This window comes from Aeromonas enterica, from assembly GCF_054052465.1.
The window spans coordinates 73,904-95,889 of the sequence record NZ_JBSTYL010000015.1 but is presented as its reverse complement, the minus strand read 5'-3'; the positions used below and the strand labels follow the sequence as shown (position 1 = coordinate 95,889).

Genomic DNA, 21,986 nt, shown 5'->3' with positions numbered 1-21,986 from the left:
ATAGCATGAAATATCTGATTTTAAGTTTCTTTTTTTATCCCGAGGTCAATGGTATTAGCCAGTCAGTTTTTTATCGTTGTAAAGAATTGGCCAGCCGTGGTAACACAGTTAGTCTGTTAGTGCCTAGATATCCGACATTAAGAGAGCAGTCGGCAGTTATAATCCTAAAAAGTTTAGGTGTAAGAATCATTAGCATGCCCTTGGCTGTCCATTGTAACTCAATGACATCACCATTTCCCGATCATCGTTGTACGCGGACTCTTGCTGACGAGATCGCTTCATTCCAGCCAGATGTTCTGTTAGTTGATGAACCCATGCCATTATATATGGATGCGGGATTCTGTTTGAGCGATATTGTCTGTATTGTTCCTGAACAGTGTTTGACGATTGCGCTCTGTCATGTCGATCTAGCTTCGCTCTGCACAAACTATGGTATGAGCAAGGACGCAGCTGCAATAAATAGTAAGGTTGATACTATTTATGGTCAATATGATGCGGTATTCGTTCCGTCAGTTTTCCTAAAGAATAATTACCTTCTTAATATAAATTCCACAGTCGTCTCATTTCTTGGTGTCGATACTGAGATGTTTAAACCATCGCTATGTCATGAAGTGACAGATGTGATGAAAGTTATTTATGTGGGGCGATTATCACGGGAGAAAAACCTGCATTTGTTTATTGATGCCGCAGAAAATTTACGTGAGCAGGGCTTGAATATTGAATGGACTTTCGTTGGAAGTGGTCCAATGCTGGAAACCTTAGAGACTCTATCGACATCTGGAAACATTAGGTTCATGGGTGAGAGACCCAGTGAGATAGTCGCTATGGAGCTGAAGAGAAATGATCTTTTCATCACAGGATGTGACTTTGAAGCTTTTGGGATCACTGTGTCAGAGGCAATGGCATGTGGGCTTCCTGTGATGACATCACATCGGGGTGGAAATGCTGAGCAGTATGAGCACTTCTCGAGTGGAATTAATTTTGATGTAGCAGATATGGACTCTCTATTGAATGGGATGAAATATTTTTATTATCACAAAACGGAACGTATCAAGATGGGGGAAATTGCCCGTCGGTCGGTAACTAGCTGGTCCATGGCTGTTGATAATATGGAAATAGCTATTTCATCGCTAAAAAATGATGGTGTTATGGATGATTACCCCGCTGGCGTATCAATATGATGACAAAGGCTGTGGATATTTAGAGGGTTATTGACGATGAAAGGGGTAAATTATCGTTAGTGATCTTATGTCATGGTGAGTTGGGTATGTTGTTTTTATATAATGGGGATATAAATTTTGGGAAACATAATAAGGTTGATATCAATAGCGTTACTCATCTTGTGGACTTCGTTTAGTGCTGCTAAAGATGTGGACGTAGAGGCAACGGACTATCGGTTATCTTTCAGTGGACGAGTGGTTAAGGATTGGACAAACAGTGATGTGTATTTCAACTGGCCAGGCGTAGCCCTATCCTTTAGATTTAAAGGCATGGATGCTTCCATTATCATGAATGGTAGAGGGGGGCGATTTGATGTGCTCGTGAATGGACGTGTTGTCAGCATCATAAATACTGACTCTACACTCAAACAATACTCATTGGTCAAATTTGATAGCCAGCAAGATGTGGTTGTTGAACTGGTTAAAAGAAACGAGACGTATGAAGAGATGGTGTTGGTTGATGGGCTCGAGGTTAATGGGGAAGTATTGGAACATCGCCCCCCCAAAAAACACATTATATTTTTCGGTGATTCGCTCAGTGCCGGACTGGGCAGTGAATCACATCATCAGCAGTGCAGTAGCGATGAAACATTTAAAACATCAAATGCCAGAGTCGCGTTTCCCACTATGACCGCTAAGCTGTTAAATGCTAGTCATAGTCAGGTAGCCTACTCCGGATTAGGTGTGATAAGAAACTATGCTGGAGAGCAACGCTATCACAATTTACCTTATTACTTTAATAAGGCAGGGGCAGTGTTGAATGACTCATCCGCTTACGAGGACCGTCATCCTGACCTGTTGGTTATTGAATTGGGGCTCAATGATTTCAATACCGTTTTAAAACCCGATGAGCCTTGGGCCAACGTTGAGGATTTCCGACACAGTTGGACTGATGCCTATGTACAGTTTATCATCCAGCTCCGGCAGCGATACGGTGATGTTCCAATCGTTCTGGTCGGTCTGGAACTAGATAAAGACGATCCTTTTGAACGCGCCATCAATGCAGTAAATGAAGAGTTGTTGCGAATGGGGGAGCGCAGAATTTATATCAAAAAAATTGACATTAAATTTGATGGCTGCTTGTGGCATCCTACTGAAGTGGAGCACAAAAGGATTTCGACCACCCTGGCTTCATTTATTTCCGATACGTCATTGCTGAGTGAATGACCAGAAGTTATTTTCGTAAATGATGTAAATCGGGCAAACATGGAAGACACCGAGATATTCGGTGTCTTCTACTGTGTCTTGGTGTTGATAAGGTATGTAATGACACCATCATGATACGTTATATATTCTAGAAAAAAGATTGTTCCGGCCCTTAACTTATTGCTCCATGACTCTGTCAGTCGTAATCGCACCGTTGACCTCTGATGATCGATAGTGACAAACTCGGCCGCATGAAAATCTTTGTATTCACCACATTCATCATAGAGAGCTTTAAACAGGCTCTCTTTTGCTGAAAAAATGATGGTAATATCTTTTCTTGGTGTCCGTGAATCGATTTCTATTTTTGTTTTTTCTCTGTCACACATGATGATATCAATCACGCTTTTTATGGTGCTGGCATCAATCCATGGCTCATAATCTATACCAATCCTGTGAACGTATTGAGTGCGGGCCATGGCGACGATGGCATAGCTATTTGCATGTGTAATTGAGCCGACTGTATTCGTTGGCCACATCGGATTCCGGTGCTGGCCTGTACCAACAGGTTCTGGTGATAATCCCAGTAAGTGTTGGGCTAGGCGAGAGGCTATGCGGCCGGCCAAATATTCTCCCTTACGTTGCACGACAGAGTTAATGATATCTTTTTTTAAAGGGATGTTGTTATCAAGGAACAATGACTCATGAAATTGTTTGGCGTCGAACTCACAAAAAACCCACTGGACACGTTCTGTTGGCGCAAGCCTGTTTATATAGACACTTTTTATGAAGGCCTTTTCTTGTATAAATAACTTGTGCCATTGAATCACTCTATACCTCAGTTGTGATGTTTATATATCTTGTCTAGATTACAATATTCTATTGGATTCAGATAGGGCTATTATTATTTTCGTTGAACAACAGCGTTATTAACATATCAATGTATGAGAAAGAGATTAAATGCTGTAGTGGTCAATTGGTTAGGCCGATCTTCGGCTGAATTGTTGTGGCTATAGCACGACAAGTGGCGTGAGAAAGAGGGGGTTATGAGTGAAGCTTCGACAATTAACGCAAGTAACGGATACATCTAACATTTAGATGTAAAACCCCGATGGGATATATCGGGGCTCTAAGTTGTGAGTGTTTAGTTCAAGATATATGAGTCAATGTCGAGATTATACATCAATTATTTCTGCTCCATGATGATCTGCAACAGATCACCCTCCAGCAGGGCCCGCTTCACCAGGGCGAAGCCGCCTATGGTGGGTTGGTTCTGGAAGCGCGCCTTCATGATGGGCAGGCCACGGTGGAAGCTTGGCAGGGACTGGTGCTCGACACAGCGGCGGATGGCCGGGAACAGGATCTCTTCGGCGGCGGTGATTTCGCCGGCAATCAGCACCTTCTGCGGGTTGAACAGGTTGACCGTGATGGCCACCGCCCGTCCCAGATGCTCGCCCACGTTTTCGATCACGCTGCGGGCCAGTTCATCACCGGCCATGGCGGCCTTGCACACCTCCTGGATGGTGATGTGTTTCTCCTGCAGCGAGCTCAGGTGGCCGCGGCTGATGAGCTCCTTCACCTTGTCGACGATGGCCTCGTTGGAGGCGATGGTCTCCAGGCAGCCGAAGTTGCCGCAGTGGCAGCGCTTGCCGAGCGGTTCGACCTGGATGTGGCCGATCTCGCCGACGTTGCGGTTCTGACCGAGGAACACCTTGCCCTTGGTGATGATGCCCGAGCCTGCCCCCTGGTGCACGCTCACCAGGATGGAGTCCATGCAGTCGCGGGATTCACCGAAGAAGTGCTCGGCCAGCGCCAGGGAGCGGGTGTCATTGCCCACGTAGCAGGGCAGGTTGAAGTGGTTCTCCAGCAGCTTGGCCAGCGCCAGATTGCGGATCTGGTACTTGGGGGTATAGATGACCATGCCCGATTCCGGATTGACCAGACCCGGCATGGTCAGCGCTATGCTGATGAGGTTGCGGCTGCGCTCCTGCTGGGCGTCGATGAAGGCACCAATTTCGCGCAGCAGCATGTCGACCACGGGCTGCTGGTCGATCTCGGTCACCTGAGTGATGTGCTGATCGAGCTCCTTGCCGTCGAGATCGTACAGGCTCAGCTGCAGATAGCCGCGGCCGAGCTTGGCGGACACAAACTGAAAGCGATGCTTGATGGTGGTCAACGAGATGGCGCGCCGCCCGCCGGTAGAGGCTTGCGGTGAGGTCTCCTTGATCAGGCCATGTTCGATCAGTTGCCGGGTTATTTTGGTCACGCTGGCCGGGGCCAGCTGACTCAACTCGGCAATTTTGACCCGCGAGATGGGGCCTTGCAGGTCGATGAGCCGATATACGGCCGCACTGTTGACCTGCTTGATAAGATCTACGTTTGCTATTTGTCCGCCAGTCATAGTGTCACTGTGTTGTGTAGTGTCCGTTAACCACGGTCCCGCAGACCGTGAAGGCCTGATCAAAGACAGTCAGGTTGGCTATTTTTCCGACCTGGATACTACCGAGACGTGAGTCCCATCCAATGGCGCGAGCGGGATAAAGGGTGGCCATTCTCAGTGCTTCATCGAGCGGTAATCCGACCTGCTTGACCAGATTCTCCACCCCTTCAATCATGGTGAGGGCAGAACCGCCGAGTGTACCATTCTCGTCGACGCACTGACCATCGCGGAAATAGACGGTTGCGCCACAAAAATCAAACTTCTCAAAGCCTTCCGGCGCCCCGGCAGCGGCGGTGGCGTCGGTGACCAGCACCAGCCGATCCCCCAGCATCTTGTGGGCCAGCCGCACATTGGCCCAGTGCACGTGATGCCCATCGACGATGACGCCGGCATAGACATCCTTGCGATCGTAGATGGCGCCCACCACGCCCGGCTCACGGCCGTTCACGGTCGGTGTCATGGCGTTGTAGAGGTGGGTGGCAAAGCGCATGCCGTTGTCAAACCCGGCCATGGCCTGATCGTAGTTGGCGGCGGTATGGCCGGCAGAGACCAGTATGCCTGCTTCCACCAGCTGGCGGATGTGCTCCGGCTTGTTGCGCTCCGGTGCCAGGGTGATTTTGGCGATGGCATCGCTGTTGGCGCAGAAGAAATCGATCATCTCGTCGGCGGGCTGACGGATCTGCGCGGCCGGATGGATGCCCTTGCGCTTGAGGTTGGTGTAGGGGCCTTCCAGATGCACGCCCAACACCTCGTTGGGGTGCGCAGCCATGTAGTCGCGGGTCACCGCAACGGCTTGCTTCATGTCCGCATCCGGGCTGGTGATCAGGGTCGGCAGAAAGCTGGTGGTACCGGACTTGAGGTTGGCGGTCTGCATTGTCGCCAGGGTCTCGGTAGTGATGTGGCCGTTGAACATGACGCCGCCGCAGCCGTTGAGCTGTACGTCGATGAAGCCGGCGCAGAGGTTGGCGCCGTGCAGATCATGTTGTTCTATGCCGGCGGGCAGTTCGGCCCGGCGGGAGATGGCGACAATTTTGTCGCCCTCGATCACCACCCCGTAACCGGTCAGCACACAGCTGCCGGTGTAGAGGGTGCAGTTGGTCAATGCGTACATGGTGGCTCCTTACAGACGGCCGATGTTGGCGGCTTCCAGCTGCTGGAAGTAACGCACCGTCTTGACCTTGAGCTCCATGGTGGAGGGTTCGTCGCACACCATCATTCCCTTCGGATGCAGTTGCAGGGTGGAGATGGTCCACATGTGGTTGACGCTGCCTTCCACCGCAGCCTGCAGGGCCTGGGCCTTGCCGTGGCCGGTGACCAGAATCATGATCTCTTCGGCGTCCATCAGGGTGCCGACACCCACGGTCAGCGCCAGCTTGGGCACCTGCTCCATGTCGCCGCCGAAGAAGCGGGAGTTGGCGATGCGGGTGTCTTCGGTCAGGGTCTTGACCCGGGTGCGGGAGGAGAGGGAAGAGGCCGGTTCGTTGAACGCGATGTGGCCGTCATTGCCGACGCCGCCCATGAAGAGGTTGATCTTGCCGTAGGACTTGATCTTCTCCTCGTAGCGCTTGCACTCGGCCACCAGATCCGGGGCGTTGCCGTTGAGGATGTTGATGTTCTCCGGGCGGATATCGATGTGACAGAAGAAGTTGTTGTGCATGAAGCTGTGGTAGCTCTCGGGGTGATCTTCCGGCAGACCGACGTATTCGTCCATGTTGAAGCTGACCACGTGCTCGAAGCTTACCTCGCCCGCTTTATGTAGCTCAATCAGCCGCTTGTAGGTGTTGAGTGGGGTGCCGCCGGTGGGCAGGCCCAGTACGAAGGGACGATCGGCAGTGGGTTTGAACGCATTGATACGGTCAACGATGTAACGGGCAGACCACAGGCCCACTTGGCTGGCAGATTTCAACGGGATCAGGCGCATTGTAGATACCTCTGTACGGGTTGCTGCCGGGGTGTCGGCGGCAAATAGGCTGAGACGGATTCAAGTTGTTTTATAGCGTAAATAAAGATTGCGAACTAAGCCACATCTATCCACTACCTTTATCTCGTTTGGGTGATAATGATCACGAATACACGTTTATTAATTTGCGCAGCGAAATAAAAGCCCTAGACTGCCAAACAAGCCTTGATGGCTTATGCGTCAAACGTGATAAGCACTTAATTTCTAGAAAAACATTAACTAAGGAGAGGAACCGTGAACATTCTCGGTTATTTGCAAAAGATCGGCCGTGCCCTAATGGTGCCGGTAGCGGTATTGCCTGCCGCCGCGATCCTGATGGGGGTTGGCTACTGGATTGATCCGAACGGTTGGGGTGGTGACAGCGCGCTGGCTGCCTTCCTGATCAAGGCGGGTTCTGCACTTATTGATAACATGTCCACCTTGTTTGCTGTCGGTGTCGCCTACGGTATGTCCAAGGATAAAGATGGCTCTGCTGCGTTGGCTGGTTTGGTTGGTTTTTTGGTGATGACCACACTACTGAGTCCGGCTGTTGTCTCGATGATAAAAGGCATACCGTTAGATACAGTGCCAGCTGCGTTCGGTAAAATTAACAACCAGTTTGTTGGTATTCTGTGCGGCGTGATTGCCGCCGAGCTCTACAACCGCTTCAGCAGCGTCGAACTGCACAAGGCGCTGGCCTTCTTCTCTGGCCGCCGTTTGGTGCCGATCGTGACCTCAGTGGTTATGATCGGCGTGTCATTTGTGATGATGATCATTTGGCCTATCGTTTATGGTGGTCTAGTCCAGTTTGGTGAATCCATCGTCAATCTTGGCGCCACTGGTGCTGGTATCTACGCCTTCTTCAACCGTCTGCTGATCCCGATTGGTCTGCACCACGCCCTGAACTCCGTATTCTGGTTCAACGTGGCCGGCATAAATGACATCCCGAACTTCTTAGCTGGTCAGGCTACCATCGATGCCGCTTTGGCTGCTGGCAAGAGTCTGGATCAGGTGAAAGGCGTGGTCGGTATGTATCAGGCTGGTTTCTTTCCCATCATGATGTTCGGCCTGCCGGGCGCCGCGCTGGCCATCTACCACTCCGCCAAGAAAGAGAACAAGGACAAGGTTGCATCCATCATGATCGCCGCCGCCTTTGCCTCCTTCTTCACCGGAGTGACCGAGCCGCTCGAATTTTCTTTTATGTTCGTGGCGCCGCTACTTTATGTCATTCACTCCGTACTGACCGGTATTTCCGTGTTCATCGCCGCATCCATGCACTGGATGGCTGGTTTCGGTTTCAGTGCTGGCATGGTCGATTTGGTGCTCTCCAGCCGCAACCCGCTGGCGACCAACTGGTACATGCTTATACCTCAGGGGTTGGTGTTCTTCGGTCTCTACTACGTGGTGTTCCGTGCAGTGATTGCCAAGTTGGGTCTGAAAACCCCGGGTCGTGAAGATGACGAAGATACCTCTCCGGCAGTAGCTCAAACCACAGACCGCACCGAACTGGCTCGCCAGTATCTGGAAGTGCTGGGTGGTCAAGAGAACCTGGTCACCATAGATGCCTGCATCACCCGTCTGCGTCTGACTCTGAAAGACCGCAGCATCGTGGATGAGCGCAAGCTGAAAGCCCTGGGCGCGGCCGGTGTGGTCAAGCTCGGTGAACAGAACCTGCAGGTGATTCTGGGCCCCTTGGCCGAAATCATCGCCGGTGAGATGAAGGCCCTGCGTTAATCGGGCGCCAAGCTCGCCTCAAGTCTAAGTCCATTGTTGACATAACTAGGGCCCCGCCTCGGGGCCCAATATAAAAAAAGCCAAGAAAATCCAACCTTTACTTCAAATGAGAGCAGCAGTTATGAACTTGAAACATTCTCTGTTAGCCATTGCCATGTCTACCGTTTTCGTCAGCCAAGTGCAGGCAGCCGATGCCGCCAAGCAAGCCGTGGTCGACTCCCTCGCCAACAACCTGGTCGTAAAGTATGAAGTCGTCACCAACGACGGTGCCGGTGCCGGCCTCGATTGCCAGGCGCTCGGTTCCGAGTGGGCGAGCTGCGGCGTTGCCAAGCTGCACCTGACCAACACCGGTGCTGACGTGACCTCCCAAGACTGGAGCATCTACGTCTCCTCCATCCGTCGTATCCAGCGTGTGGATAACGACCAGTTCACCATCACCCACCTGACTGGCGATCTCTATCGTTTGACGCCAACCGAGAAGTTCCAGGGCTTTGCCAAGGACGCGACAGTCGAAGTCCCGTTGGTGGTGGAATACTGGGTACTGTTCGAATCTGACATCATGCCGAACTGGTATGTCGCCAGCGAAGGTGCCGAGCCGAAAGTACTGGTCAGCATGAGCAACATCAACGATGCCAGTACCTACGAGAAGCCGATGCCGGCCGACGGCTGGAAGCGTACCAAGGATGACAAGAACATCCTGATGAACAGCGAAACCCGTTTCGCCGCCAACCAGACCAGTACCCTGTTGCCGGCCAGCAAGGTCGACAACCAGATACTGCCGACCCCGATGAAGCAAGTTGTGAAGGCCGGCCCGCAGGTCGACTTCTCCACCATCAAGCTCAATGCCCTGGACCTGCCGAGCGATCGCGCCGATGCCATCAAGGCTCAACTGACCAAGCTGGGTGTTACCCTCTCCGACACCGGCTACCCGGTTACCATCAAGCTCGGCAGCAAGCTCAAGCAGACCGAAGGCTATGACATGACCATAGGCCCGAAAGGCACTGTGGTTCAGGGTCACGATATTGATGGCGCCTTCTGGGGTGCCCAGTCCCTGCTCTCCCTCTTGGGGGTCAACGACAAGCTGGTGAGCCAGATGCACGTCGAGGATGCACCGCGCTTTGAATACCGTGGCATGCAGACCGATGTGGCCCGTCACTTCAGAAGCCCGGAGACCCTTCACAAGTTGGTTGACCAGATGTCCGCCATGAAGCTCAACGTGCTGCACCTGGGGCTGACCAACGATGAAGGCTGGCGTCTGGAGATCCCGGGCCTGCCGGAGCTGACCGAGGTCGGTAGCCAGCGTTGCCACGACGAGTCTGAGACCAAGTGCCTGATGCCGCAGCTGGGTTCCGGCCCGACCAGCGACAACCAGGGTTCCGGCTTCTACAGCAAATCTGACTACATCGACCTGGTGCGTTATGCCAAGGCACGCGGCGTCACTGTTATCCCCGAGATCAACATGCCGGCCCATGCCCGTGCCGCCGTGGTCTCCATGGAAGCACGCTACAAGCGTCTGATGAGTGAGGGCAAAGAAGCGGAAGCCAACCAGTTCCGTCTGACTGACCCGGCTGATACCTCCAACGTCACCTCGGTCCAGTTCTACGACAAGATGTCCTTCATCAATCCTTGCCAGCCGGGTGCTGCCACCTTCGTGGCCAAGGTAATGGATGAAGTTGCCCAGATGCACCAGGCCGCCGGTCAGCCGCTGACCGCATGGCACTACGGTGGTGACGAGGCGAAGAACATCATGCAGGGTGGTGGCTATCAGGATCCGGCCGTCACCAAGAAAGCCGATCTGGTTGCTTGGAAAGGCAACGTTGACTCCAGCAAGCAAGACAAGCCGTTTGGCAAGTCCCCGATGTGCCAGAAGATGATCGACGATGGCAAGATCAAGGACGTGGCCGAGCTGCCGGTCTACTTCGCCAAGGAAGTGAGCGAGATGGTCAAGGGCCACGGCTTCCCCACCCTGCAGGCGTGGGAAGATGGCCTGAAATACGCCAAGGATGCCAGCGTGTTCGCCACCGACAAGACCCGGGTCAACTTCTGGGAGACCCTCTACTGGGGTGGCTTCAACGAAGCGATGAAGTGGGCGCACAAGGGCTATGACGTCGTGCTCTCCAACCCGGACTACCTCTACTTCGACTTCCCGAACGAGGTACACCCGGCCGAGCGCGGCTACTACTGGGCAACCCGTTTCAATGACACCCGCAAGGTGTTCGCCTTCGCCCCGGAAAACCTGCCGCAGAACGCCGAGACCTCGGTTGACCGCGACGGCAACGCCTTCGTGGCCAAAGGCGACCAGGATCCGGTCAAGTTCAAGGGGATCTCCGGTCAGCAGTGGAGTGAAACCGTGCGTACCGATGCTCAGTATGAGTACATGGTCTACCCGCGCATCTTCTCCATGGCCGAGCGCGCCTGGCACAAAGGTGGCTTCGAGCTGAACTACGTGAAGAACCGCGAGTTCTCCGGCGAGACCAAGTTCGTCAACAAGGCCACCCTGAACAAAGAGTGGAACCAGTTTGCCAACGTACTGGGTCAGCGCATTCTGCCGAAACTGGATGTCCAGGGCGTCGAGTATCGTCTCTCCGTGCCGGGCGCCAAGGTCATCAACGGCAAACTGGAAGCGAACGTGGATCTGCCGGGCTTGCCCATCCAGTACAGCCTGGATGGCAAGACCTGGAGTGCCTACGACGTTGCGGCCAAGCCGACCGTCGATGGCAAGGTCTACCTGCGTACTACCAGCTTCGATGGCAAGCGCACCAGCCGCGTCACCGAACTGAACTGATAGCCCTCAATCCGTAATGCAAGGCGGGTCGCAAGACCCGCCTTTCCCAAGGTCGATGGTGCACCGGATTTGGGAAAGGTTGACTGTGCGTGTGAGCCTTTGTTGTGTGTGTGTATTGTCTGTTTTTTTCATCACCTTGAACCCCGCCCAGTGCGGGGTCTTTTTTATCCGCCATGACATTTAGCTGGGGGAGTGCGTCGTGTTGACCGGCCAGCGCCCCGAATTGGGTAAATTCAGGTTGAGACAGAACGCGTAATGAGGGATCATAACCGGCTTGACGGCGGGGGTATGAGGGTGCCAGCCGGCACAACTTCCGCCAGTGACGCATTTTTGAGGTGAGCCATGAGTCAGGCGAACAGCCCAACTAACTTTATTCGTCAGATCATTGATGAAGATCTGGCCAGCGGTAAGCACAAGAGCGTGCATACCCGTTTTCCGCCCGAGCCGAACGGTTATCTCCATATCGGCCATGCCAAGTCCATCTGCCTGAACTTCGGCATCGCCCGTGACTATCAGGGTCAGTGCAACCTGCGTTTCGATGACACCAACCCGGTGAAAGAAGACATCGAGTACGTGGAGTCCATCAAGCAGGACGTACAGTGGCTCGGTTTCCAGTGGAGCGGCGAGATCTGCTACTCCTCCGACTATTTCGACAAGCTGCATGGCTACGCCATTGAGCTTATCGAAAAGGGTCTGGCCTATGTGGACGAGCTTTCCGCCGAGCAGATGCGCGAATACCGCGGCACCCTGACCGAAGCTGGCAAGAACAGCCCGTTCCGCGATCGTCCTGTGGCCGAGAACCTGGCGCTGTTTGCCAAGATGAAGAACGGCGAGTTTGCCGAAGGCAGTGCCTGCTTGCGCGCCAAGATCGACATGGCGTCCCCCTTCATGGTGATGCGTGATCCGGTTATCTATCGCATCAAGTTTGCCCACCACCACCAGACCGGTGACAAGTGGTGCATCTATCCGATGTACGACTTCACCCACTGCATCTCTGACGCGCTGGAAGGGATCACCCATTCCATCTGTACTCTGGAGTTTCAGGACAACCGTCGCCTGTATGACTGGGTGCTGGACAATATCACCATCGACTGCCACCCGCGTCAGTACGAGTTCTCTCGTCTGAACCTCGAATACACCGTCATGTCCAAGCGCAAGCTGAACCTGCTGGTGACCGAGAAGCATGTGGATGGCTGGGACGATCCGCGCATGCTGACCGTTTCCGGTCTGCGTCGTCGTGGCTACACCTCTGCCTCCATCCGCGAGTTCTGCAAGCGCATCGGTGTGACCAAGCAGGACAACATCGTCGAGATGAGCATGCTGGAAGCCTGCATCCGTGACGATCTCAACGAGAATGCACCGCGCGCCATGGCCGTGCTGCATCCGGTGAAGGTAGTCATCGAGAACCTGGCGGCCGACGAGGTGCTGACCGCACCGGCGCACCCGAACAATGCCGAGATGGGCACCCGTACGCTTCCCTTTACCCGCGAGATCTTCATCGACGAAGCGGACTTCAAAGAGGAAGCGAACAAGCAGTTCAAGCGGCTGGTGCTGGGCAAGGAAGTGCGCCTGCGCAACGCCTATGTGATCAAGGCCGAGCGGGTCGAGAAGGATGCGGATGGCAAGGTCACTTGCATCTACTGCTCCTACGATCCCGAGACTCTGGGCAAGGATCCCGCCGATGGCCGCAAGGTGAAGGGCGTGATCCACTGGGTCTCCGCCACTCACTCCCTGCCGGCCGAGATCCGTCTCTACGATCGTCTGTTCAAGATGCCGAACCCGGGTGCCGAGGCTGACTTCGAGGCGGCGCTCAACCCGGACTCCCTGGTGATCATCGAAGGCGCCCGCGTGGAAGCCTCCTTGAAAGATGCCAAGCCGGAGTTTGCCTACCAGTTCGAGCGCGAAGGCTACTTCTGCGCCGACAACAAACTCTCCAGCGCCGAGCATCTGGTGTTCAACCGCACCGTGGCCCTGCGCGACGTCTGGGGCAAGGCCGAGGCCTGACAAGCAGAGGGCAGGGGAGACCCTGTCCCTTCTTGTCCGGATTGCGGACACAAAAAAAGCCAGTGCTATGCTGGCTTTTTTATTGACCGGTGCAAGCCGTTATCAACTCTCGTGCTTGCAGTCGCCGTTGGCGCAGTGACCATACAGATAGAGGCTGTGATTGGTCAGGCGAATGTTGTGCAGCTTGGCGATGTCGCGCTGGCGCTGCTCGATCACCTCGTCGGAGAACTCGATCACCTTGCCACAATCGAGGCAGACCAGGTGGTCGTGGTGTTCCTGGGTGGCCAGCTCGAACACCGACTTGCCCCCTTCGAAGTGGTGACGGGTAACAATACCGGCATCATCAAACTGGTTGAGAACGCGATATACGGTAGCGAGACCAATCTCTTCACCCTGGTCGATCAGTCGTTTGTACAGATCTTCCGCACTGGTGTGCTGGCAATCCGGCTGTTGCAGGATTTCCAGGATTTTGACGCGGGGCAAGGTGATCTTGAGCCCGGCCTTTTTTAACGCTTGGTTGTTGTCTGCCATATTCTACTTATTCGCATTCTCGAAGGTGTGGTTATTCTGATTGACTGCCGCTGGAATGGCAACCACGAACTCGCTTGGCCTGTCATTATAGGTCGTAGCTCACCTAAAAATAAACCCAGTAATTCAAGGGCTTTAGCGCAAAGTCCGCTATCTGGCCGAATTGGTGAAATCGCGGCACCGGCTTGCTCGCCCGTCGAATGTTGATAAGATGTAACCTTCTTCATTGTCTGGTCGGATGAGATCCATGGATTGGCTTTTTGACAACGCGGCCTGGGTGCGCCGCGCCCTTAACGCCTGGCCCCCCTTCTGGGGCGCAGGTATCAAGATAGAGGCGCTGAGCGATGATTTTCGCTACTGCCGGGTGACGCTCAAGTCCCGCTGGTGGAACAAGAACGCCAACCGTACCCAGTTTGGCGGCAGCATGTTTGCGATGACGGATCCCATCTATCCGCTGATGCTGATGGGCTATTTCAAGAACCGCTATTACGTCTGGGACAAGGCGGGCAGCATCAACTACATCAAGCCGGGCAAGGGCAAGCTGGTAGCCGAATTCAACCTGACTGACGGCAAGCTGGCCGAGATAGCGGCGGCGACCGAGGGGGGCAACAAGCACTTCCCCGAGTTCGAGGTGACGGTGCAGGACAAAGGCGGTGAGCTGGTGGCACAGGTCAGGCGCACCCTCTATGTGCGCGCCAAACCCGAGCACAGGGGCGGTTAGAAAGGGCATGTCGCAGAAACAACAAGGGCCCCGGCGGGGCCCTTGTTGTCAGAGGTGGCTGGCTTGCCGGATCACTCCAGCTCGGCCAGGCACATCTCTTCATGCAGCTGCTTGCACCAGCCCTTGACGCGCTCGGCGGTCAGCTCTGGCTGGCGATCTTCGTCGATACCCAGACCGACGAAGTGCTTGTCATCCACCACAGCCTTGGAGGCTTCAAACTCGTAACCGGCGGTTGGCCAGTTGCCGATGATGATGGCGCCTTTGGCTTCGACGATGTCACGCAGTGTGCCCATGGCGTCGAGGAAGTACTCGGCATAGTCTTCCTGATCGCCGCATCCGAAGATGGCGACCAGCTTGTTGGTGAAGTCGATCTCTTCCAGCTCGGGGAAGAAATCATCCCAATCGGCTTGGGCTTCGCCGTAGTACCAAGTCGGGATACCGAACATCAGCAGATCGAAGCTGTCGATGTCGGCCTTGCTGCTCTTGGCAATGTCACGGACTTCAATCAGTTGTTTGCCCAGTTCTTTCTGGATCATCTTGGCGACAGCTTCGGTATTACCGGTATCGCTGCCGAAAAACAGACCTACACTAGCCATAGTGTTTAGTTACCCGTATCTGGTGTTAATGCTTAACGGTCAGATTGCGATGCCTGCTGCGAAAGCAGACTCAATCTGTTGCTTCAGGATAGATTGGATCAGCTCGGCTCGGCTGACGTTCTGTTGTAACGCAAGTTGGTTCAGGCGCTCCAGCAACTCGGCCTCCACCTTTAACTCAACCCGTTTCAGGCCATTCTCTCGATCGCGCTTAAGCTGGTTGCGCTTGTTGATCTTGAGTTGGGTCTCACGGGGGAGTGGATTGGTCTTTGGCCTGCCGGGGCGCTTCTCATTTGCGAACAGATCCAGTGTTGTTCGATCAGTTTGCTGTTTGGCCATACATCACAGATGAAAATAAGTTAGCCGATCCCTGAGCCTTCCCAGCCCAATTCGATCAGCCCCTTGGCGACAAAACCCGCGCAACCGAGAAAGAGAACCAACCAGACGATGAGTCGGCCGAAACGGGGCACATTACCGCGTTTGAGCACGTCGTGAATGGCCAGGCCAATCAATATGAAAATGGCCAGAAAGAACAACTTCAGGCCCAGACTCTCGATAAGATCGATATGTTCACTCAGCATGGATTGCGCACACTCCTTATGACGGGCGCACTATATCACAAAGGATTTGAAACTGTTAACCGCCTGTCGACAGGAAATCCACAACCAATTTATTGAACAAAACCGGCTTTTCGGCGTGCAGCCAGTGGCCGGTTCCGGTGATGACGCGCGCCTTTGCCGCCGGGAATTGCGCCATCACAGTCTCGGTGTGCTGGGGCTGCATGTAGTCAGAATCCCCTCCCTTGATGAAGAGCGCTGGCCCCTCGAAGCGGCTCTGGTCGTCGGGCCAGCCCATGATGTTGGCGTAGTTGCGCTCCAGCGCCGGCACGTTGAAGCGCCAGCCCCAACCCGACTCCCCCTTGGCGAAAGACTTGAGCAGGAACTGGCGCACGCCGGGGATCTCGACATATCGGGCCAGCAGGGCTTCCGCCTCGCTGCGGCTCTGCACCGGCTGGCGCAGGGTGGCGTTGAGACCGGCAAACACATTCTGATGGCGGGCATGGGAATAGGCGACCGGCGCTATGTCGGCCACCACCAGCTTGCCGATCCGGGCGGGGGCCTGCTTGGCCAGCTGCATGGCGACCTTGCCGCCCATGGAGTGGCCGACCAGGGACACCTGATCCAGCGCCAGGGCATCGAGCAGGGCGAGCACGTCGGCGGCCTGCTGGGGATAGCTCATCTCGTCGCTGTGGAAGGAGGTGCCATGGTTGCGCAGATCCACGCTGATGACGCGGTATTGTTCGCCCAGAGCACGGGCCAGCAGCCCCAGGTTGTCCAGGCTGCCAAACAGACCGTGGATCAGCACGACGGCCGGGCCCTGGCCCTGCTCCTTGAAGTTCAATAATGAGTTTTGTTGCAAAATGACACCTTGCCGGTCGTGGGCTTTTTCGCCTGTTTTTTAACACACTGAAAGAAAAGGATTTCATTTCCTGGGAGGCATTTTTTTGTGGTTTTTTTTCAAAAAAATGGTCCCGTATGCGCTATCAGTGCGGAGGATCACACACTTGGCCCGCCATTATGCCGTATTCTCGATGAGATTCATGCACATCTGCCAGCCCTTGGCTTGGGCTGCCGGGTTTGCCTATGTATAATCGCCGCATCCGAATTTCGACGAGTCCAGCGCATCCCTATGAAAACCATCGAGCTTGATGACGATCTCTACTTCTATATCGCCAGCCAGACCCGGCACATTGGTGAGAGTGCCTCCGATATCCTGCGCCGTCTGCTGGAACACCCCACGCACATCGCAGTGCCGCTGGCCGAGCCGGTCGCCATTGCCCAGCCGCGCGCCGTCGCCGATGCCATGGGGCTGCAGGCTCTGCTCGATTCCGGCGAGCTGCAAAAAGAAGAGAAATCCATCAACCGCTTCATGCTGGTGCTCAGTACCCTCTACCGGGATGACCCGGTCGGGTTTACCCAGGCTACCGAAATCAAGGGGCGCAAGCGCGTCTATTTCTCGCAGGATCCCGAGGCTCTGCGTGCCAGCGGCAGCACCACCAAGCCCAAGCCGGTGCCGGAGACCCCGTTCTGGGTGATCACCAATACCAATACCAGTCGCAAGCAGAACATGGTCGCCCAGCTGATGGCCAGCATGGGCTATGGCGAAGAGGTGATCGCGCAGGTGTGCAGCGCAATTTAACGCTTCATCAGACTCAGGCCTTGCCCGGCAAGGCCGCCATCAAGCAAGGACAACGCCATGGCACAGCATTCCCACGCCGGTCAGCCGGCCCGTTTGAGCGACTTGACCAACATCCCCCGTCTGGTCAGCGCCTACTACCTCAACAAGCCGGACATGAGCCGCCCCGAGCAGCGGGTGGCCTTCGGCACCTCCGGCCACCGTGGCAGCGCCCTGCACAACGCCTTTACCGAATCCCACATCCTGGCGGTGACCCAGGCGCTGGTGGAGTATCGCCAGCAGGCCGGCATCCAGGGCCCGCTGTTTGTCGGCATGGATACCCACGCCCTGTCAGAATCCGCCTTTGCCAGCGCGGTGGAAGTGCTGGCGGCCAACGGCGTCGAGACCCGCATTCAGGCCGGCCTCGGCTTCACGCCGACCCCGGTCATCTCTCACGCCATCCTGCGCTACAACGCGGGCAAAGAAGGGGCTGGCAAGCCTGCGGTACTGGCGGACGGCGTGGTGATTACCCCGTCCCACAATCCGCCGGAAGACGGCGGCTTCAAATACAACCCGCCTCACGGTGGCCCCGCCGAAGGGGAGATCACCAAGTGGGTGGAAGACCGCGCCAACGCCATTCTGGAAGCCGGCCTGGCCGGGGTGAAACGGATGCCGTTTGCCGAGGCCCTCAAGAGCCCTTTCGTGGTTGAGCACGACTACGTCACCCCCTATGTGGATGACCTGAAAAACGTGCTGGATCTGGACGCCATCAAGAAAGCGGGCATCAAGATAGGTGTCGATCCGCTGGGTGGCTCAGGTGTCGCCTACTGGGACGTGATCGCCAAGACCTACGGCCTGAACATAGAGGTGGTCAACTACAAGGTAGATCCCACCTTCTCCTTCATGACTCTGGACAAGGACGGCAAGATCCGGATGGACTGCTCCAGCCCGTTCGCCATGGCCAGCCTGATTGCGCTCAAGGACAAGTTCGACATCGCCCTTGGCAACGACCCTGACTACGACCGTCACGGCATCGTCACCAAGTCCGGCCTGATGAACCCGAACCACTATCTGGCGGTGGCGATCCAGTATCTGTTTACCCATCGTACCGGCTGGTCCAAAGAGTCTGCGGTCGGCAAGACGCTGGTCTCTTCCTCCATGATCGACCGGGTCGCCGGCGAGATCGGCCGCACCCTCAAAGAGGTGCCGGTCGGCTTCAAGTGGTTCGTGGATGGTCTCTACAGCGGTGAATTCGGCTTTGGCGGCGAGGAGAGCGCGGGCGCCTCCTTCCTGCGCAAGGACGGCACCGTCTGGACCACCGACAAGGATGGTTTCATTCTGGCGCTGCTGGCCGCCGAAATTCTGGCCGTGACCGGCAAGGATCCGCAGGCCCACTACGACGCGCTGGAAGCCAAGTTCGGTTGCTCCAGCTACCGCCGCATCGACGCCCCGGCCAACAGCGCCCAGAAGGCGGTGCTCTCCAAGCTGGATCCGGCGCTGGTGGAAGCCTCTACCTTGGCCGGTGAGCCCATCATCGCCAAGCTGACCAAGGCGCCCGGCAATGATGCCGCCATCGGCGGCCTCAAGGTGGTGACCGAGAACGGCTGGTTCGCGGCGCGCCCCTCCGGCACCGAGTCCATCTACAAGATCTACATGGAGAGCTTCAAGGGCGAGGCACACCTGGACCTCATCCAGCAGGAAGCCCAGCAGATCGTCTCTGCTGCGTTGGCCAAGGCCGGGGTCTGAGTTCGACTCAAGCACCAGTGAAATGTGAGAAGAGGAGCCATGATGGCTCCTCTTTTTTATTGCGTCTTATTTATTGCCCTTGAGCCGGATGAGCCGTGCTCACTGCTTGCCGCACTGGCTCGTGCTTGCCCTGCGGGCCTGCCAGCGCTTGAAGAAGGGCCGCGCCGGCAGCTTCATCAGGAACAGGGAGAGCAGGATCACCCCGATGCCGAGCCACTGGCGGCCATCCAGGGTCTCGCCCACCATCAGCACCCCGCAGGAGACAGCCACCATGGGATTGGTGAGGGCCAGCATGCCCATTACCTCGGGGCCGTGGCGCTTGAGTCCCCACAACCAGGCCCAGTAGGCCAGCGCCGTGTTGAGCAGGATAAGCCAGATCAGTCCTGGCGCACTCGCCGAATGTGGCAGCGGCATGGGGCCGGCCAGCCACCAGGCGAGCGGGATCAGCATCAAGCCGCCGAGCAGCAGTTGCCAGGCGGTCAGCGCCAGCAGATCGCTCACCGGCCAGCGCTGCATCCAGCGACTGGATTGGCCGATGAGCAGGGTGGCCAGCAGGGCGCAGGTCACGCCTATGGGGTCCAGATTGGCGGAGGGGTTGAGCAGCAGCAAGACCCCGGCCAGCCCCATCAACCCCAGCAGCAGCCACTTCAGGCTGGGTCGCGTGCCATCCTGCAGCCAGGCCAGCAGCATGAGCACCAGCGGCAGTGTGGCACCGAGCGTGCCCGCCACGGCCCCCGGCCGCCGGGAGGCTGCCACGAACAGCAGGGCGAAGAAGGCGGCTATGTTGCAAAACGCCAGCAAGAACTGCTTGCCCCAGGGCAGGGGTGGCAGGCGCGGGCGCAGCAACAGCAGTAGCAGTCCGGCGGGCAAGGCGCGCCACACCGCCACCCAGTAGGGGGAGTAGTCGGTCAGATAGAGGCTGACGACGGCATAGGTGCTTCCCCACAGCAGGGGAGCCAGCAGGGCGATCAGCAGAGGCATGACTTATCTCTTTGTGAAGTATCTTTAAGTAAAGATAATATGGCCCCGAATTGGTTTACTATCAAGTATCTCGATGAAAAGATAAGTGACCTGAGATGGACAGTGATCATGTAGACCTGCTGCTGGCCCAGTGGGCCCGGCAGAGACCGGATCTCGACTGCTCGCCCATGGGGGTGCTGGGTCGGGTGGCGCGGATGGCGGCGATCGCCGGACGCGAAGTGAGCGAAGAGCTCAAGGAGTGCGGCCTGCTCGGCAGCGACTTCGATATTCTGGCGACTCTGCGCCGGGCCGGTGAGCCGCTGACGCCGACCGTGCTCTATCAATCCGCCATGCTGAGCTCGGGGGCCATGACGGCCCGGCTCGACAAGCTGGCCGAGCGGGGGCTGATAGAGCGGCAGGCAGCGCCAAGCGACAGACGCAGCCTGCTGGTCTGCCTGACCGAGTCGGGCAAGACCTTGATCGACCGGGCGGTCGAGCTGCACGTGGCCAACGAGCGGCGCCTGCTGGCGCCATTGACCCTGGCCGAACAGGCTCAGCTGGCGGCCCTGCTCAAGCGCTGGCTGCTGGAAAACGAGTGAACTCCGGAGCCTGGTGAGCGGTCGTCATGCGTCCGCAGACAGGATGGCCTGCATCTGGGCCAGCACCGCGTTCACCTTGGCGGCGGGCGGATGGGTGCGGCCCAGCACGCGCAATCCCCACACCATGGTCATCAGCAAGGCGGCGGTGGTATCGACGTCGCGCCCGGCTGCCAGCTCCCCTGTCGCCTGCGCCTGGCGCAGGGCTGCGCTGACCCGCCGCTCGACCTCGGCGAGGTGGCTGCTTGCGGTCTCCTGAATGAGCGGGTGGTGGCGGCCGATTTCCAGCAAGGTGTTGACCAGCAGGCAGCCACGGTGCGCCTCGCTGGCGATGGCATCCCGGGCCACTGCATCGAGCAGGGCCTGCACGCCAGCCAGGGGAGAAGCTGCCGAGCTCAGGATCTGCTCGATCTGCGCCAGGCTCTGCGCCGAATAGCGCTGCAGCACCTCCATGAACAACCCCTCCTTGGAGCTGAAGGCGCCGTACAGACTGCTGGGCTTGAGTCCCATTCGTTCGACCAGCGCAGCAATGCCGGTGTTGCTGAAGCCGGTATCCCAGAAGGTGTTGAGAGCGATTTCCAGTACCTGTTCTCTGTCAAATGATGCGGGTCTTGCCATCTCGATGCCTGCCTTGTGGAACGTCATTATGGAGTGATCGCTAAAAAACAGCTTGACCGTCGGTCGTGGTCCGCTTGATATTGTAGCGACCACTACAAAAAGGATGGTCATGATGCACACACTCGAGCAAAAAATCAAAGCGTACGATGAGCAGAAGCAGCGCCAGGTACCGGCCCCCGTGCTGGCCCTGATGGAGGAGGCGACCCGCAGCCTGCAGGAAAGCGGGCTGGAGCAGGTTGCCCTGGGGCGCGGCGAGCGGATGCCCGACTTCGCCCTGCCGGATCAGCACGGGGTGGTGCGCCCGCTCTCCCACTATCTGGTGGAGGGGCCGGTGCTGCTCAACGTCTATCGCGGTGGCTGGTGTCCCTACTGCAACATGGAGATGCAGGCGCTCAACGCCGTGTTGCCGGCACTGCGCGAGCGCGGCGTGAACCTCATCGGCATGACGCCGGAAACCCCCCGCTCGGCGCAGGACACCCTCACCGCCAACGGGCTGGCGATCACCGTGCTGAGCGACGAGGGCAACCGGGTCTCGGCAGCGCTGGGACTGGTGTTCGAGCTGCCGGAGGCGCTCAGGCCCATCTATGCCGGGTTCGGCATCGACATCCCGGCGAGCAACGGGGACGAAAGCTTCACCCTGCCGGTGCCGGCAACCTACATCATTGGCCAGGACAGAACCGTGCACTACCACTTCATCAACGCCGATTACACCCGTCGGGTCGAGCCAACCGCCCTGCTTGCCGAGCTGGACCGTCTGGCGGAGGCGGGCGCGCTGTAAACGCAC

The 21,986-nt window shown here is 56.6% G+C and carries 21 protein-coding genes; 10 read left to right on the top strand and 11 right to left on the bottom strand.

Translation table 11 applies throughout. From position 1 onward, the window contains the following. The first annotated feature begins 5 nt into the window (after nucleotides 1-5). Both ACW5XD_RS15700 and ACW5XD_RS15695 read left to right on the top strand, forming a co-directional pair. A complete protein-coding gene (locus ACW5XD_RS15700; protein ID WP_456495649.1) occupies nucleotides 6-1,181 on the top strand; it encodes a glycosyltransferase family 4 protein in 1,176 nt (391 codons plus the stop codon). A 189-nt stretch (nucleotides 1,182-1,370) separates the two neighbouring features. Then, the gene (locus tag ACW5XD_RS15695) at nucleotides 1,371-2,387 is read left to right on the top strand and encodes a GDSL-type esterase/lipase family protein (protein WP_456495656.1); all 1,017 of its coding nucleotides are present in this window, start codon (nucleotides 1,371-1,373) and stop codon (nucleotides 2,385-2,387) included. Nucleotides 2,388-2,455: 68 nt separating this feature from the next. Here ACW5XD_RS15695 and ACW5XD_RS15690 read toward each other — a convergent pair whose 3' ends face one another. From ACW5XD_RS15690 to nagB, 4 genes are all read right to left on the bottom strand, one after another. Next, the gene (locus ACW5XD_RS15690; RefSeq protein ID WP_456495648.1) at nucleotides 2,456-3,193 is read right to left on the bottom strand and encodes a 4'-phosphopantetheinyl transferase family protein; all 738 of its coding nucleotides are present in this window, start codon (nucleotides 3,191-3,193) and stop codon (nucleotides 2,456-2,458) included. A gap of 356 nt (nucleotides 3,194-3,549) precedes the next feature. Further along, nucleotides 3,550-4,764: a DNA-binding transcriptional regulator NagC gene (gene nagC / locus ACW5XD_RS15685; RefSeq protein WP_456495647.1), complete on the bottom strand. Its 1,215-nt coding sequence runs from the start codon at nucleotides 4,762-4,764 to the stop codon at nucleotides 3,550-3,552. Between the two features lie 4 nt (nucleotides 4,765-4,768). Beyond that, nucleotides 4,769-5,914: an N-acetylglucosamine-6-phosphate deacetylase gene (gene nagA, locus ACW5XD_RS15680; RefSeq protein ID WP_456495646.1), complete on the bottom strand. Its 1,146-nt coding sequence runs from the start codon at nucleotides 5,912-5,914 to the stop codon at nucleotides 4,769-4,771. A gap of 9 nt (nucleotides 5,915-5,923) precedes the next feature. Continuing rightward, nucleotides 5,924-6,724, bottom strand: a complete 801-nt coding sequence (nagB, locus tag ACW5XD_RS15675; RefSeq protein ID WP_042872490.1) for a glucosamine-6-phosphate deaminase — start codon at nucleotides 6,722-6,724, stop codon at nucleotides 5,924-5,926. A gap of 273 nt (nucleotides 6,725-6,997) precedes the next feature. Here nagB and nagE point away from each other — a divergent pair, with 273 nt between their 5' ends. The 3 genes from nagE (at nucleotide 6,998) to glnS (ending at nucleotide 13,265) form a co-directional block, all read left to right on the top strand. Then, nucleotides 6,998-8,476, top strand: a complete 1,479-nt coding sequence (gene nagE, locus ACW5XD_RS15670) for an N-acetylglucosamine-specific PTS transporter subunit IIBC (protein WP_456495645.1) — start codon at nucleotides 6,998-7,000, stop codon at nucleotides 8,474-8,476. Nucleotides 8,477-8,597: 121 nt separating this feature from the next. Beyond that, the gene (locus ACW5XD_RS15665) at nucleotides 8,598-11,261 is read left to right on the top strand and encodes a beta-N-acetylhexosaminidase (protein WP_456495644.1); all 2,664 of its coding nucleotides are present in this window, start codon (nucleotides 8,598-8,600) and stop codon (nucleotides 11,259-11,261) included. 342 nt (nucleotides 11,262-11,603) lie between these two features. Further along, on the top strand, nucleotides 11,604-13,265 hold the full coding sequence (gene glnS / locus ACW5XD_RS15660; protein WP_456495643.1) for a glutamine--tRNA ligase: 1,662 nt from the start codon (nucleotides 11,604-11,606) through the stop codon (nucleotides 13,263-13,265). A gap of 102 nt (nucleotides 13,266-13,367) precedes the next feature. On the opposite strand, the gene fur is transcribed toward glnS, so the two are convergent. After that, nucleotides 13,368-13,796, bottom strand: coding sequence for a ferric iron uptake transcriptional regulator (fur, locus tag ACW5XD_RS15655; protein WP_456495642.1), 429 nt, complete (start codon nucleotides 13,794-13,796; stop codon nucleotides 13,368-13,370). A 244-nt stretch (nucleotides 13,797-14,040) separates the two neighbouring features. On the opposite strand from fur, the gene ACW5XD_RS15650 reads away from it, so the two are divergent. After that, nucleotides 14,041-14,514, top strand: a complete 474-nt coding sequence (locus ACW5XD_RS15650) for a DUF4442 domain-containing protein (RefSeq protein WP_456495641.1) — start codon at nucleotides 14,041-14,043, stop codon at nucleotides 14,512-14,514. 71 nt (nucleotides 14,515-14,585) lie between these two features. On the opposite strand, the gene fldA is transcribed toward ACW5XD_RS15650, so the two are convergent. Genes fldA through ACW5XD_RS15630 form a run of 4 tightly spaced genes read right to left on the bottom strand, consistent with a single transcriptional unit; the run spans nucleotide 14,586 to nucleotide 16,508 of the window. Continuing rightward, on the bottom strand, nucleotides 14,586-15,110 hold the full coding sequence (gene fldA, locus ACW5XD_RS15645; protein WP_017412672.1) for a flavodoxin FldA: 525 nt from the start codon (nucleotides 15,108-15,110) through the stop codon (nucleotides 14,586-14,588). Nucleotides 15,111-15,149: 39 nt separating this feature from the next. Then, nucleotides 15,150-15,446 (bottom strand): LexA regulated protein, encoded by a 297-nt coding sequence (ybfE, locus tag ACW5XD_RS15640; protein ID WP_005309699.1) that lies wholly within the window; start codon nucleotides 15,444-15,446, stop codon nucleotides 15,150-15,152. 20 nt (nucleotides 15,447-15,466) lie between these two features. Then, nucleotides 15,467-15,688, bottom strand: coding sequence for a DUF2788 domain-containing protein (locus ACW5XD_RS15635; RefSeq protein ID WP_042036907.1), 222 nt, complete (start codon nucleotides 15,686-15,688; stop codon nucleotides 15,467-15,469). 55 nt (nucleotides 15,689-15,743) lie between these two features. Further along, a complete protein-coding gene (locus ACW5XD_RS15630; protein ID WP_456495655.1) occupies nucleotides 15,744-16,508 on the bottom strand; it encodes an alpha/beta fold hydrolase in 765 nt (254 codons plus the stop codon). Between the two features lie 288 nt (nucleotides 16,509-16,796). Here ACW5XD_RS15630 and seqA point away from each other — a divergent pair, with 288 nt between their 5' ends. Both seqA and pgm read left to right on the top strand, forming a co-directional pair. Continuing rightward, nucleotides 16,797-17,306, top strand: coding sequence for a replication initiation negative regulator SeqA (gene seqA / locus ACW5XD_RS15625; RefSeq protein WP_456495640.1), 510 nt, complete (start codon nucleotides 16,797-16,799; stop codon nucleotides 17,304-17,306). A 57-nt stretch (nucleotides 17,307-17,363) separates the two neighbouring features. Continuing rightward, nucleotides 17,364-19,028 (top strand): phosphoglucomutase (alpha-D-glucose-1,6-bisphosphate-dependent), encoded by a 1,665-nt coding sequence (gene pgm / locus ACW5XD_RS15620; RefSeq protein ID WP_456495639.1) that lies wholly within the window; start codon nucleotides 17,364-17,366, stop codon nucleotides 19,026-19,028. A 99-nt stretch (nucleotides 19,029-19,127) separates the two neighbouring features. Here pgm and ACW5XD_RS15615 read toward each other — a convergent pair whose 3' ends face one another. Beyond that, nucleotides 19,128-20,009: a DMT family transporter gene (locus tag ACW5XD_RS15615; RefSeq protein ID WP_456495638.1), complete on the bottom strand. Its 882-nt coding sequence runs from the start codon at nucleotides 20,007-20,009 to the stop codon at nucleotides 19,128-19,130. A 95-nt stretch (nucleotides 20,010-20,104) separates the two neighbouring features. Here ACW5XD_RS15615 and ACW5XD_RS15610 point away from each other — a divergent pair, with 95 nt between their 5' ends. Next, entirely contained in the window at nucleotides 20,105-20,587 is a 483-nt protein-coding gene (locus ACW5XD_RS15610; RefSeq protein WP_456495637.1) for a MarR family winged helix-turn-helix transcriptional regulator, read from the top strand. A 24-nt stretch (nucleotides 20,588-20,611) separates the two neighbouring features. On the opposite strand, the gene ACW5XD_RS15605 is transcribed toward ACW5XD_RS15610, so the two are convergent. After that, the gene (locus ACW5XD_RS15605) at nucleotides 20,612-21,229 is read right to left on the bottom strand and encodes a TetR/AcrR family transcriptional regulator (RefSeq protein WP_456495636.1); all 618 of its coding nucleotides are present in this window, start codon (nucleotides 21,227-21,229) and stop codon (nucleotides 20,612-20,614) included. A gap of 85 nt (nucleotides 21,230-21,314) precedes the next feature. On the opposite strand from ACW5XD_RS15605, the gene ACW5XD_RS15600 reads away from it, so the two are divergent. Beyond that, nucleotides 21,315-21,980, top strand: coding sequence for a peroxiredoxin-like family protein (locus ACW5XD_RS15600; RefSeq protein ID WP_456495654.1), 666 nt, complete (start codon nucleotides 21,315-21,317; stop codon nucleotides 21,978-21,980). Nucleotides 21,981-21,986: the final 6 nt, after the last annotated feature.

Bases quoted from the DNA above. Each gene is read 5' to 3' on its own strand.
- ACW5XD_RS15700 (WP_456495649.1), top strand. From the start codon at position 6: ATGAAATATCTGATTTTAAGTTTCTTTTTTTATCCCGAGGTCAATGGT.
- nagC (WP_456495647.1), bottom strand. From the start codon at position 4,764: ATGACTGGCGGACAAATAGCAAACGTAGATCTTATCAAGCAGGTCAAC.
- nagA (WP_456495646.1), bottom strand. From the start codon at position 5,914: ATGTACGCATTGACCAACTGCACCCTCTACACCGGCAGCTGTGTGCTG.
- nagB (WP_042872490.1), bottom strand. From the start codon at position 6,724: ATGCGCCTGATCCCGTTGAAATCTGCCAGCCAAGTGGGCCTGTGGTCT.
- ACW5XD_RS15665 (WP_456495644.1), top strand. From the start codon at position 8,598: ATGAACTTGAAACATTCTCTGTTAGCCATTGCCATGTCTACCGTTTTC.
- glnS (WP_456495643.1), top strand. From the start codon at position 11,604: ATGAGTCAGGCGAACAGCCCAACTAACTTTATTCGTCAGATCATTGAT.
- fur (WP_456495642.1), bottom strand. From the start codon at position 13,796: ATGGCAGACAACAACCAAGCGTTAAAAAAGGCCGGGCTCAAGATCACC.
- ACW5XD_RS15650 (WP_456495641.1), top strand. From the start codon at position 14,041: ATGGATTGGCTTTTTGACAACGCGGCCTGGGTGCGCCGCGCCCTTAAC.
- fldA (WP_017412672.1), bottom strand. From the start codon at position 15,110: ATGGCTAGTGTAGGTCTGTTTTTCGGCAGCGATACCGGTAATACCGAA.
- ybfE (WP_005309699.1), bottom strand. From the start codon at position 15,446: ATGGCCAAACAGCAAACTGATCGAACAACACTGGATCTGTTCGCAAAT.
- ACW5XD_RS15635 (WP_042036907.1), bottom strand. From the start codon at position 15,688: ATGCTGAGTGAACATATCGATCTTATCGAGAGTCTGGGCCTGAAGTTG.
- seqA (WP_456495640.1), top strand. From the start codon at position 16,797: ATGAAAACCATCGAGCTTGATGACGATCTCTACTTCTATATCGCCAGC.
- pgm (WP_456495639.1), top strand. From the start codon at position 17,364: ATGGCACAGCATTCCCACGCCGGTCAGCCGGCCCGTTTGAGCGACTTG.
- ACW5XD_RS15615 (WP_456495638.1), bottom strand. From the start codon at position 20,009: ATGCCTCTGCTGATCGCCCTGCTGGCTCCCCTGCTGTGGGGAAGCACC.
- ACW5XD_RS15610 (WP_456495637.1), top strand. From the start codon at position 20,105: ATGGACAGTGATCATGTAGACCTGCTGCTGGCCCAGTGGGCCCGGCAG.
- ACW5XD_RS15605 (WP_456495636.1), bottom strand. From the start codon at position 21,229: ATGACGTTCCACAAGGCAGGCATCGAGATGGCAAGACCCGCATCATTT.
- ACW5XD_RS15600 (WP_456495654.1), top strand. From the start codon at position 21,315: ATGCACACACTCGAGCAAAAAATCAAAGCGTACGATGAGCAGAAGCAG.